General features: G+C 63.6%; 8 protein-coding genes and 1 pseudogene. 2 read left to right on the top strand and 7 right to left on the bottom strand.

Going from position 1 to position 11,675, the window contains the following annotated elements; genetic code table 11:
- Positions 1 to 62: 62 nt before the first annotated feature.
- The 3 genes from AC1RMG_RS15020 to arcD (AC1RMG_RS15010) form a co-directional block, all read right to left on the bottom strand.
- Positions 63 to 1,073, bottom strand: coding sequence for an ornithine carbamoyltransferase (locus tag AC1RMG_RS15020; protein ID WP_015636749.1), 1,011 nt, complete (start codon positions 1,071 to 1,073; stop codon positions 63 to 65).
- 84 nt (positions 1,074 to 1,157) lie between these two features.
- Positions 1,158 to 2,414 (bottom strand): arginine deiminase, encoded by a 1,257-nt coding sequence (arcA, locus tag AC1RMG_RS15015; RefSeq protein ID WP_011062889.1) that lies wholly within the window; start codon positions 2,412 to 2,414, stop codon positions 1,158 to 1,160.
- A gap of 45 nt (positions 2,415 to 2,459) precedes the next feature.
- Positions 2,460 to 3,887 carry an arginine-ornithine antiporter gene (gene arcD, locus AC1RMG_RS15010; RefSeq protein WP_011062888.1) on the bottom strand — a complete coding sequence of 476 codons (1,428 nt, stop codon included), beginning with the start codon at positions 3,885 to 3,887 and terminating at the stop codon, positions 2,460 to 2,462.
- Positions 3,888 to 4,340: 453 nt separating this feature from the next.
- Between arcD (AC1RMG_RS15010) and arcD (AC1RMG_RS15005) the strand changes: the two genes are divergently transcribed.
- The gene (gene arcD, locus AC1RMG_RS15005) at positions 4,341 to 5,768 is read left to right on the top strand and encodes an arginine-ornithine antiporter (RefSeq protein WP_011062887.1); all 1,428 of its coding nucleotides are present in this window, start codon (positions 4,341 to 4,343) and stop codon (positions 5,766 to 5,768) included.
- Positions 5,765 to 6,634 (top strand): annotated as a pseudogene (locus AC1RMG_RS15000) (DNA-3-methyladenine glycosylase family protein). Before arcD (AC1RMG_RS15005) ends, AC1RMG_RS15000 begins: the two are co-directional and overlap by 4 nt.
- A 44-nt stretch (positions 6,635 to 6,678) precedes the next feature.
- Here AC1RMG_RS15000 and AC1RMG_RS14995 read toward each other — a convergent pair.
- From AC1RMG_RS14995 to AC1RMG_RS14980, 4 genes are all read right to left on the bottom strand, one after another.
- Positions 6,679 to 8,034, bottom strand: coding sequence for a CoA transferase (locus tag AC1RMG_RS14995; protein WP_493169539.1), 1,356 nt, complete (start codon positions 8,032 to 8,034; stop codon positions 6,679 to 6,681).
- Between the two features lie 98 nt (positions 8,035 to 8,132).
- Positions 8,133 to 10,277, bottom strand: a complete 2,145-nt coding sequence (locus AC1RMG_RS14990) for a methyl-accepting chemotaxis protein (RefSeq protein WP_011062884.1) — start codon at positions 10,275 to 10,277, stop codon at positions 8,133 to 8,135.
- 186 nt (positions 10,278 to 10,463) lie between these two features.
- Positions 10,464 to 10,865 (bottom strand): YbaN family protein, encoded by a 402-nt coding sequence (locus AC1RMG_RS14985; RefSeq protein ID WP_053153419.1) that lies wholly within the window; start codon positions 10,863 to 10,865, stop codon positions 10,464 to 10,466.
- 117 nt (positions 10,866 to 10,982) lie between these two features.
- A complete protein-coding gene (locus tag AC1RMG_RS14980; protein ID WP_011062882.1) occupies positions 10,983 to 11,591 on the bottom strand; it encodes a biliverdin-producing heme oxygenase in 609 nt (202 codons plus the stop codon).
- Between the last annotated feature and the right edge of the window lie 84 nt (positions 11,592 to 11,675).

Raw genomic sequence — 11,675 nt, 5'->3', positions numbered from 1 at the left:
AATACAGCCTTTCGAGACCCCGGTGCAGACGCCGCCTGGGCGCCCCCGGTGCTGGAGGGGGATTACAGGTCGGCCAGGGTCGAAACCAGGATCGCCTTGATGGTGTGCATGCGGTTTTCCGCTTGCTCGAAGGCGATGCAGGCGGGCGACTCGAACACGTCGTCGGTCACTTCAATGCCGTTGGCCAGGTGCGGATACTGCTCGGCGATCTGCTTGCCGACCTTGGTATCGCTGTTGTGGAAAGCCGGCAGGCAGTGCATGAACTTGGTCCGTGGGTTGCCGGTGGCTTTCATCAGCTGGGCGTTGACCTGGTAGGGCAGCAGTTGCTCGATACGCTCGGCCCAGGCTTCCACCGGTTCGCCCATGGAGACCCAGACGTCGGTGTGAATGAAGTCCACGCCCTTGACCGCGGCTTTCGGATCCTCGGTGAGGGTGATGCGGGCACCGCTTTCCTCTGCGTATTGCTTGCAGCGCTGCACCAGGTCGTCATGGGGCCACAGGGCCTTGGGCGCGCAGATGCGCACGTCCATGCCGAGCTTGGCGCCCACCAGCAGCAGAGAGTTGCCCATGTTGTTGCGCGCATCGCCCAGGTAGGCGTAGCTGATCTCGTGGATCGGCTTGTCGGCGTGCTCACGCATGGTCAGCACGTCGGCGATCATCTGGGTCGGGTGGTATTCATCGGTCAGGCCGTTGAACACCGGAACCCCGGCGAATTTCGCCAGTTCTTCGACGATTTCCTGCTTGAAGCCGCGGTACTCGATGGCGTCGTACATGCGCCCCAGCACTCGGGCAGTGTCCTTCATGCTTTCCTTGTGGCCGATCTGCGAGGAGTTGGGGTCGATGTAGGTGACGTTGGCGCCCTGGTCATAGGCCGCCACTTCGAAGGCGCAACGGGTACGGGTCGAGGTCTTTTCGAAGATCAGGGCGATGTTGTTGCCCTTGAGGTGCTGCTGCTCGGTGCCGGTGTACTTGGCGCGCTTGAGGTCGCGGGACAGGTCCAGCAGGTAGCGCAGCTCACGTGGGGTGTGGTGTTCCAGGCTCAGCAGGTTACGGTTGTGGATGTTGAAAGCCATGATGGATCTCCTTTGATTTCGGTCGTCCACTTGCCGAGGCCCTTTGTAGGGGCAACGGCAAGCTGCTATGTCGGATAGGGTCGCTTAGTAGTCGATCGGGTCGCGGATGATCGGGCAGGTCATGCAGTGGCCGCCGCCACGGCCCCGGCCCAGTTCGCCGGCGCTGATGGTGATGACCTCGACCCCGGCCTTGCGCAGCAGGGTGTTGGTGTAGGTGTTGCGGTCGTAGCCGATGACCACGCCGGGTTCCACGGCCACCACGTTGTTGCCGTCGTCCCATTGCTCGCGCTCGGCGGCGAAGGCGTTGCCACCGGTTTCCACCACGCGGAGGGCCTTGAGGTTGAGGGCCTTGGCCACGGTGTCGAGGAAGCTGGTCTCTTCGCGACGCACATCGATGCCGCCGGGCTTGCTTTCGTCAGGGCGCAGGCTGAAGGCGACGATCTGGCTCACCACTTCCGGGAAGACCGTGACCAGGTCGCGGTCGCAGAAGCTGAACACGGTGTCCAGGTGCATCGCCGCGCGGGATTTCGGCAGGCCGGCGACGATCACGCGCTCCACGGCCTTGTGCTTGAACAGGTTCAGCGCCAGTTGGCCGATGGCCTGACGCGAGGAGCGCTCGCCCATGCCGATCAGGACCACGCCGTTGCCGATCGGCATCACGTCGCCGCCTTCCAGGGTGGCGTTGCCGTGTTCCTGGTCCGGGTCGCCGTACCAGATCTGGAAGTCGGCGTTGGTGAACTCGGGGTGGAACTTGTAGATGGCGGTGGTCAGCAGGGTTTCCTGACGTCGCGCCGGCCAGTACATCGGGTTCAGGGTCACGCCGCCGTAGATCCAGCAGGTGGTGTCGCGGGTGAACTGGGTGTTGGGCAGCGGCGGCAGGATGAAGCTGGAGTGGCCGAGGAAGTCGCGGAACATCTCGATGGTCTTGCCACCGAAGCTGGTGGGCAGGTCATCGGCCGATACACCGCCGATCAGGTACTCGGCGACCTTGCGCGGCTCCAGGCTGCGCAGCCACGAACCGACTTCGTTGACCAGGCCCAGGCCGACCTGGTTGGCGGTGATCTTGCGCTCCAGAATCCAGTCCAGGGCTTCGGGCATGGCGACAATGTCGGTCAGCAGGTTGTGCATTTCCAGCACATCGATATCCCGCTCACGCATCTTGGTGACGAAGTCGAAGTGGTCGCGTTTGGCCTGGGCCACCCACAGCACATCATCGAACAGCAGTTCATCGCAGTTGTTCGGGGTCAGCCGCTGATGGGCCAGGCCTGGGGAACAAACCATGACTTTGCGCAGTTTGCCGGCTTCGGAATGTACGCCGTACTTAACTTTTTCCGTGGTCATTACTGTGATCCTCCAGAGACAAAACAATCGGGGGTGTTGCTAGAGCTATAGGGTCAGGAAGCCGTCGTAGAGTCCGTAGGCCGCCACCAGGGCGCCTATGACCACTGCGGCAAAAATCAGCTTCTCGACGTTGGTGAAAATCGGTTTGTGCAGTTCCATCTTGGCCTTGGCGAACAGCACCACGCCGGGGGCGTAGAGCAGGGCCGAGAGCAGCAGGTACTTGACCCCGCCGGCATACAGCAGCCAGATCGCGTAGAGCAGGGCGATGCTGCCGATGATCAGGTCCTTCTTGCGTTCGGCCAGGGCCTGTTCATAGCTTTCGCCGCGCACCGCCAGCAGTACTGCGTAGGCCGCCGACCACAGGTAGGGCACCAGGATCATCGAGGTGGCGAGGTAGATCAGCGACAGGTAGGTACTGGCCGAGAACAGGGTGATGACCAGGAATATCTGCACCATGGCATTGGTCAGCCACAGGGCGTTGGCCGGTACGTGGTTGGCGTTCTCGCGGCGCAGGAACTCCGGCATGGTGTGGTCCTTGGCGGCGGCGAACATGATTTCCGCGCACAGCAGCACCCAGGACAGCAGCGCCCCCAGCAGCGAGATGATCAGGCCGACGCTGATCAGTACCGCGCCCCAGTGGCCCACCACATGCTCCAGCACTGCCGCCATGGACGGGTTCTGCAGCTTGGCCAGTTCCGGCTGGGTCATGATCCCCAGGGACAGCACGTTCACCAGCACCAGGAACAGCAGCACGGTGATGAAGCCGATGACGGTGGCCTTGCCCACATCCGAGCGTTTCTCCGCCCGGGACGAGAAGATGCTCGCGCCCTCGATGCCGATGAACACCCACACGGTGACCAGCATCATGTTGCGCACCTGGTTCATCACGCTGCCCAGGTCCGGATTCTTCACGCCCCAGATGTCGGCGGTGAAGATATCCAGCTTGAAGGCGAACAGGGCGATCAGCACGAACAGCAGCAGCGGCACCACCTTGGCAACCGTGGTCACCAGGTTGATGAAGGCCGCTTCCTTAATGCCGCGCAGCACCAGGAAGTGCACGGCCCAGAGCAAAACAGAGGCGCCGATCACGGCCGCGGGGGTGTTGCCCTCGCCGAAGATCGGGAAGAAATAGCCCAGGGTGCTGAACAGCAGGACGAAGTAGCCGACGTTGCCCAGCCAGGCGCTGATCCAGTAACCCCAGGCCGATGAAAAGCCCATGTAGTCACCGAACCCGGCCTTGGCGTAGGCGTAGACGCCGCCATCCAGGTCAGGTTTGCGATTGGCTAGAGTTTGGAAGACGAAGGCCAGGGTCAACATGCCGACAGCGGTAATTGCCCAACCAATAAGAACAGCACCAACATCGGCGCTGGCGGCCATGTTTTGCGGTAAGGAGAAGATCCCGCCGCCAATCATGGAACCCACTACCAGGGCGACTAAGGCGCCCAGTCTTAGTTTACCGGGGGATTCAGACATTGCATGACTCCAATGCAGGAGAAGAGAGACGTCAGAGTAAATCTGCTTGCAATCCGAACAGCTGACTCAGATCAGTTCATTACTGCATTCCGTTGTGAATGAATGACTTAAGATTTGTTGCGGGGGGTAGAATGCTGCCCGGAGAGGGCCATTCCAGACAGGTTTCGATCTCCTTATCAGTAGCGGTTCTCATTGCCGACGACGTTTGAAACTAGACCCTTTTGGGGAATGTGCAAATCTTTCAGCGGCATTGATTAATCACTTGGTAGTGATGGCACTTAGTGCATATACATAACAAAACAGTCGGTTATTCAGGGCTTTCTACGAGGTGTCCAGAGGCCCGTTGCATAAAGGATAAATAATTGACTGTTACTGTTAGACGCAAATTTGTAGAAGTTATTTAATAGCGTGTAGCTTTAATCGCCAGATCGACTCACTGAAGCAGAGGTAGGGATGTCACAACCGGCGCAGAAGCTGCAACTCGGTGCATTGATCGCCCTGGTGGTGGGTTCCATGATTGGCGGCGGGATCTTCTCGCTGCCGCAGAATATGGCGGCCCGGGCCGATGCCGGAGCGGTGCTGATCGGCTGGGCCATCACCGCGGTGGGGATGCTGACCCTGGCCTTCGTCTTCCAGACCCTGGCCAACCGCAAGCCGGAGCTCGATTCCGGGGTCTACGCCTATGCCAAGGCCGGGTTCGGCGACTACATGGGCTTTTCATCGGCCTGGGGTTACTGGATCAGTGCCTGGCTGGGCAACGTCGGCTACTTCGTCCTGCTGTTCAGCACCCTGGGCTATTTCTTTCCGGTGTTCGGCCAGGGCAATACCCCGGTGGCCATCGGTTGTGCCTCGGTCCTGCTGTGGGCCGTGCATTTCCTGGTGTTGCGGGGGATCAAGGAGGCGGCGTTCATCAACCAGCTGACCACGGTGGCGAAGATCGTGCCGCTGGTGATGTTCATCGTCATCGCTGCCGTGGCATTCAAGGCGGATATCTTCACCCGGGATATCTGGGGCCGCAGCAACCCGAACTTCGGCGGGGTGATGGACCAGGTGCGCAACATGATGCTGGTCACGGTGTTCGTGTTCATCGGTATCGAGGGCGCCAGCGTGTATTCGGCCCGGGCGCAGAAGCGCGCCGATGTCGGGCGGGCCACGGTGATCGGTTTTCTCGGGGTGCTGGCGCTGCTGGTTCTGGTCAACGTGCTGTCGTTGGGGATCATGAGCCAGCCGGAGCTGGCGCAATTGCAGAACCCTTCCCTGGCGGCAGTGCTGGAGCATATCGTCGGCCCCTGGGGCGCCTTGCTGATCAGCATCGGCCTGGCGGTTTCCCTGCTGGGGGCCTTGCTGTCCTGGGCCTTGCTGTGCGCCGAGATCCTCTACGCCACCGCCCGGGACCGGACCATGCCGGCTTTCCTGAAGAAGGAAAACGCCAACCATGTGCCGGTCAATGCCTTGTGGCTGACCAACGTGATGATCCAGATCTTTCTGCTGATCACCCTGTTCTCTGCCGGCACCTACACCAGCCTGATCTACCTGGCGTCGTCGATGATCCTGGTGCCCTACCTATGGTCGGCGGCCTATGCGGTGCTGCTCAGCGGTCGCGGGGAAACCTACGAGCAGGCCTCCCGGGAACGCAAGAAGGACCTGTTCATCGCCACCGTGGCCCTGAGCTATGCCATCTGGCTGCTGTACGCCGGTGGCTTGAAGTACCTGCTGCTGTCGGCCTTGTTGTATGCGCCGGGGGTGATCCTGTTCGCCAAGGCCAAGCATGAGCAGGGCGAGCCGTTGTTCACCCCGCTGGAAAAACTGATCTTCGCGGCCGTGGTCATCGGCGCCTCATTGGCGGCCTATGGCTTGTACAGCGGCCTGCTGGCGCTGTGATTCATCACCTGCCCTACCAGGGCGCCTACGACTGGCCGGCGATGCTGGGCTTTCTCAGGGCCCGCGCCATCGAAGGCCTGGAGGTGGTGCAGGGCGATACTTATGCCCGCACCTTCGCGCTGGCGGGCGGGCAAGGCACCTTGAGTGTCTGCCCGGGGCCTGCAGGCCATTTGCAGGTGCAGTTGCAGGGGGCCGAGCAGGCCCTGCTGCCCCAGGTGCTGGCGCGCTTGCGCCGGCAATTCGATCTGGACGCGGACCTGCCCCTGATCAACCGCCATCTGGCCCGTGATCCGCTGCTCGCACCGTTGCTGGCGGCACGCCCGGGCCTGCGAGTACCCGGGGCCTGGGACGGTTTCGAGCTGGCCATTCGCGCCGTGCTGGGCCAGCAGATCACCGTGCAGGGCGCGATCCGCCTGGCGGGCAAGCTGGTGGCGGTGCATGGCCGGTTGCTGGCCAGTCCCGACCCGCAGTGGCCCGGTTTGACCCACCTGTTTCCCATTCCCCAGGTGGTGTCCACTGCCAACCTAGCCGACCTGTGAATGCCCCGCAGCCGGGCACGCACGCTGTCTGCCGTGGCCCAGGCCTTGCTCGACGATCCACTCCTGTTCGAACCCAGGGCCAGCCTGCAACAGGGGGTGGAGCGCCTGTTGCAATTGCCGGGAATCGGCGATTGGACCGCGCAATATATCGCCCTGCGCCAGTTGCGCGAGAGCGATGCCTTTCCGGCGGCGGACGTAGGCCTGTTCAACGCTGTGGCACGTCTGCAGGGGCTGCGGCCCAATGCCCGCCAACTGCTGGCCCGGGCCGAGGCCTGGCGGCCGTGGCGCGGTTATGCGGCGCAGCATTTGTGGGCGGCCATGGGCTGAAACGGTCTGCCGGTTCCTACGGGATCAACTGCCAGCCAAGGCCTTCACCACCATCTGGGGCGATGGGCGCCCAGGGCGGTGGCCGGGCAACTCCACTGCACCGGCGTTCCATTGATGTGCAACGGCACCCGCAGGCGCCGCGCCGGCCCCCAAGGGGTCTGTTCCAGCACCAGCCCCTGATCCTCGTGGTCTTCGGCGCGCAGTGGAGTTTCGGCGGTTGCTGACGGGGAATGATCAACCAGCAACTGGGCGGTACGGGCCAGGGACAGGCGCGCCGATGCGCCCTGCTCGCCGCTCAGGGACCGGGTCAGTGCCCGCAGGGCGCTGGCTGCCATCAGGTAACCGGTGGCGTGATCCAGGGCCTGGACCGGCAGTGGTACAGGCCTGTCCGCGGCTTTCCAGGCCATGCCGACTTCGGCGATGCCGCAGCTCATCTGCACCAGGCTGTCGAAGCCCCGGCGGTTGCGCCAGGGGCCGCTCCAGCCGTAGGCATTGAGGCTGACTTCGATCAGCCCCGGAGCGATTTTCTGGCGTGCCTGGGCGTCATAACCCAGGTGTTCCAGGGCATCGGCGCGGTAGCCATGCAGAAGCAGGTCGGCCTGCGCCAGCAGGCCTTCGAACAGGGCACGCTGCTCAAGGTCGTGCAGATCGAGGCGCGCGCAGCGTTTGCCCAGGGTCACCTCCGGCTCCAGGGCCGGCTCGTTCCAGTGTGGCGGATCGATGCGCAACACCTCGGCGCCCAGCCCCGCCAGCAGGCGGCTGGCCACCGGGCCCGCCAGGACCCGGGTCAGGTCCAGTACCTTGAGCCCGGCCAGGGGCCGGTCGACGCGACCGCTCCAGGCCTTGTGCCGCTGATCGGCCTGGGGCAGCCAGTGCACCAGGGGTTCGCTGTTTACCGCCTGGCCCTGGGGGTGGGCCTGCCACTGCGCCCAGCTGCGCATCTGCGCGGCACAACCGCCCTGGTCGACTATCGCCTGCTCCAGTTCCAGGGCGTTCCAGGTGGCCACCTGGGCGGCCATGGCCGAGCGTTCGGTCACCGCTCCCAGCACCCGTTCGGCGGCGGCCCGGTGCTGAGGTGCGTTGGTGTGCAGGCGAATCCAGCCGTCGCGGCTGGCGTAGTCGCCGGCAATCGGGTCCCAGGGTGATGGCAGGCTCCAGCCCTGCGGGCGGATCGAGCTGGCGAACCAGAACGAGGCCAGGCGCCGGTCGACGCTGACCTCTGGCAGGCGTCCGGTCTGGCTGTACAGGAGTTCAGCGACTGCCTGCCCGGCAGCGGCAATGCTGGCGCTGGCCAGGTCGGTCACGGCGAAGGCCGAGGGCAGGGCGCCCTGGCCGGTTTGCCGGATGCTTGATGACGCCAGGCCCAGCGCGGCCTGGATGGATGCGAGTAACTCGGTCATGGCCCACTCCGCGGATCAGGGGAGGGCATTGCACCCTGAAACTGCCGCGGCTGTCGATCACCCTTGGTCATCGGCCGCGGCTGGCGCCGGAGCAGCGCTTACACGCGGAACTGATCCATGAGTTTCATTTGCTGGGTGGCCAGGGCATTGAGCTGGCTGCTGACCTGGGCCGACTCACTGGCCTGTTCGGTGAGGGTTTCGGTCACGGTGCGAATCGCCGAGACGTTGCGGTTGACCTCTTCGGCCACCGCGCTCTGCTGCTCGGCAGCGCTGGCGATCTGCAGGTTCATGTCGCTGATCACGGTGACCGCGTCGCTGATCTTGCCCAGGGCCTGGACTGCCTGCTGGATCTGCCCTGCATTGTTCTGCGCCTGGCTCTGGCTGGCGTGCATGGTGGTCACCACATCCCGGGTGCCGCTCTGGATGCGTTCGATCACCACGCGGATTTCCTCCACCGAGTCCTGGGTGCGCTTGGCCAGGTTGCGCACTTCATCGGCCACCACGGCGAAACCGCGACCGCTTTCCCCGGCGCGGGCCGCTTCGATGGCGGCGTTGAGGGCCAGCAGGTTGGTCTGCTCGGCAATACTGCGGATCACTTCCAGCACCGACCCTATCTGTTCGCTGCTCACCGCCAGGGCTTCGACTTCCCCCACCGCCTTGCTCACCTCGTCGGCCAGCAGGCTGATGTCCCGGGTGCTGCGCTCGATGATGGTCATGCCTTCCTTGGCCGACTGGTCTGCGCCACGGGCGGCCTGGGCGGCATTGGAGGCACTGTTGGCAACATCGTGGGCAGTGGCGCTCATTTCGTTGGAGGCGGTGGCCACTTGATCGATTTCGCGGAACTGCACCTGCATGCCTTCACTGGTCTGGCGGGCGATCTCCGAAGACTGGTCGGCGGTGCCCCGGGCTTCGGTGATGCTCTGCTTGATCTGGGCGATGGTCGGTTGCAGCTTGTCGAGGAAGCGGTTGAACCAGCCCACCAGTTCGCCGAGTTCGTCTTTCTTGCTGTAGTCCAGGCGCTGGGTCAGGTCGCCGTCGCCGCTGGCGATGGCCTTGAGCATCTGCGCCACGCTGTTGATCGGGCGGGTCACGCCCGAGGCGCTGAGCCAGATCAGCAGCAGGCCCAGCAGGCCGGCGCCGACGGCCACCAGTACGGTTTTCACCGTGCCGCTGGTCTGGGCCTCATCCAGCAGGCCTTGCAGTTTTACCGAGTCTGCCAGCAGCACTTGTTGCGGCAGGTCGATGGTGACGCCCCAGGGCTTGGCATCGGCAATCGGGCTGAAGGGGTAGACCGCGCGGATCAGTTCACCCTGTTGCAGGACCTTGTTCTGGTTGCCGGCGAGCAGCGCGAGGATATCCTTGCCCTGGGCGCCGAGGGTTTCGTTGATGTTCTTGCCGACCTGGCTGGCATCGGCGCCCACGGCCGCCAGCAAGCCGCTGCCGGCGACGATCATCATGTGCCCGGCACCGTTGAACAGAAAGCGCTGGGATTCGCCGGCCGCGGCCTGCAGGGAGTCCAGGGCGATGTCGACGCCAATCACCCCGATGACCTTGCCGTCCACCAGCAAGGGCTGGGAGATGGTGGTCATCAGCACCTGTTTCTTGTCCTCGCCGATGGTGTCGGCGTAGGGGTCCAGCAGGCAGGTACGGCGGCTGTCGCGGGGGCAGGTGTACCAGACGTTGTAGGGGGTGCCGCTGAGGTTGAGGGTGGTCTTGGTCAGGTCGTCTTCCACCATCACGGTGTTCAACTGCTGGCCCCCGGATCGGCTCCAGTAGGTGGCGAAGCGCCCGCGTTCGTTGGAAGCACGGGCTGCGTCATTGAGAAATTCGCTGTCCTTGCCATCCAGGGCGTTGGGTTCGTAGGCCAGCCAGATGCCGAGCACTTTGGGATTGCGCTCGAAGGCGGTCTTCAGGCTGTGGTTGAGCTCTTCGCGCAGTGCCGCAGCTTCCAGGCCGCGCTTGCTCGCCATGTCACGCAGGTCGCGTACCTGGTCCGCCAGGGCGGTGATCACCAGGTTGCTTTCACCGAAGGTCTTCTGCACCCGTACTGCCTGGTCGGCGGCCTTTGCCTGCAGCAACTCTTCGACCCCGGCGGTGAGCATCCGCGTGCTGGAGGTGTTGACCAGTTGGTTGTTCTGCTGGCTCTGGTACAGGTTCATGCCGACGATCAGCGCCACTACGCCCAACAGGCACAGTCCGGACAACAGCACTATTTTCAGGCGAATGGAGAGAGAGTCGAACATGGGGGCGATCTCGCGAAAGGACGGATGGAAAGCACGGAATCGGATGACTCCGGTCGCCAAGTCCATTCAGCGCTATGCCCGGAACATCGGCTCGGGCGGCCTTTGCGTGAGGGGCTGCCGACGAACGGTCATGTCCTTGACATATATGGCCTCAGGGGCAAGGGCATAGCTGCCAGCGGGCGCAGGTCAGGAGGCCTGCGGCAGGGCTTCTGGGCGTGACCAGATCCACAGGTTGCCCAGGGTCATGCCGGCAATGGCGGCATACATCGTCCAGTGATGGTTGAGCAGGGTCAGCATCAATCCGGCACACAGCAGCATGCTGACCGTGGCGCTGATCTTGGCCTTGCGGCTGACGATCCGGCCGTTGCGCCAGTTGCATAGGATAGGCCCGAACAGGCGATGGTTCTCCATCCAGGCGCTTAGCCGTGGCGAGCTCTTGGTGGCGGCCCAGGCAGCCAGCAGGATGAACTCGGTGGTCGGCAGGCCGGGTACGACGATGGCGATCAGGCCGATGGCCAGGCTGACATAGGCCAGCGCGCCAAACAGCAGGCGGGAAATCTTCGACGAGGAGGGGCGAGTGGGGGTCATGGTTTCGATGATGAGGTAACGCGTCGTACGGCTCAATCCGCGAATGCCGCCGGCCGACAAAATACCGCTGCGGGCAGGGGCACGCCTTGGCGCGCCACCTGCCCGCAACTACGCGGGTCAGGCCGGTTGTGCGGCGCCGGAGTAAGCCTGTTCCAGCAGCACGGTGAAGCGGTTGAAGGCATCCAGGGCACCTTTTTCCGCCGCGGCTTCTTCTTCGGCGGTGAACTCCAGGCCGTCGAGGATGCGAGTGAAGGTTTTCCAGCCTTCGGCGCGGCCACCGGCTGGTTCGCCCAGGTGACGGGCACCGAAGGTTTCGCTCAGGCCCAGGCCCACGGCACGCTTGATCAGGAACGCGGCACCCAGCTTGGAACCCTCGGAGACGAAGATCCAGCCCAGGGCTTCGGCCTGGCTCGGGTTGCTGACGGCACCGGCCACTGGTGCAGGAACCTCGGTTTCCAGGTCGGCCAGGTCAGCCTTGGCAGCTTCGGCGCGGCAGCGCTCGGCCAGGTCCGGGACGATCTTGTTCAGTTCGGCATCGTTGTACAGGTCCACCAGTTCCGACTGGAACAGGTACTGGGCCACCACGAAACGGGCGAATGCACCTTGGGTTTCGAAGGGCGCATGGGCCTTGACCAGGGCGTCGAGCTTGGAATGAGGCTCGTGGGTGATCTGGTTCAGGCGTTGGGAGCGCAGGTGGTGACGCTGGGAGGAATCCTGGGAGGTCATGCAGATGTCCTTGAGAATGAGAGGCACTTAGTGACTAGACGAACAAGAAGACGCGACACAGTAAAAAATCCTCACTGCCCTGGA

It is taken from the genome of Pseudomonas sp. GW822-FHT04H02, from assembly GCF_058800645.1.
This window is presented reverse-complemented; position numbering and strand designations above follow the sequence as displayed.

Coding starts and splice junctions, on each gene's coding strand:
- AC1RMG_RS15020 (WP_015636749.1), bottom strand. CDS start 1,073: ATGGCTTTCAACATCCACAACCGTAACCTGCTGAGCCTGGAACACCAC.
- arcA (WP_011062889.1), bottom strand. CDS start 2,414: ATGACCACGGAAAAAGTTAAGTACGGCGTACATTCCGAAGCCGGCAAA.
- arcD (WP_011062888.1), bottom strand. CDS start 3,887: ATGTCTGAATCCCCCGGTAAACTAAGACTGGGCGCCTTAGTCGCCCTG.
- arcD (WP_011062887.1), top strand. CDS start 4,341: ATGTCACAACCGGCGCAGAAGCTGCAACTCGGTGCATTGATCGCCCTG.
- AC1RMG_RS14995 (WP_493169539.1), bottom strand. CDS start 8,034: ATGACCGAGTTACTCGCATCCATCCAGGCCGCGCTGGGCCTGGCGTCA.
- AC1RMG_RS14990 (WP_011062884.1), bottom strand. CDS start 10,277: ATGTTCGACTCTCTCTCCATTCGCCTGAAAATAGTGCTGTTGTCCGGA.
- AC1RMG_RS14985 (WP_053153419.1), bottom strand. CDS start 10,865: ATGACCCCCACTCGCCCCTCCTCGTCGAAGATTTCCCGCCTGCTGTTT.
- AC1RMG_RS14980 (WP_011062882.1), bottom strand. CDS start 11,591: ATGACCTCCCAGGATTCCTCCCAGCGTCACCACCTGCGCTCCCAACGC.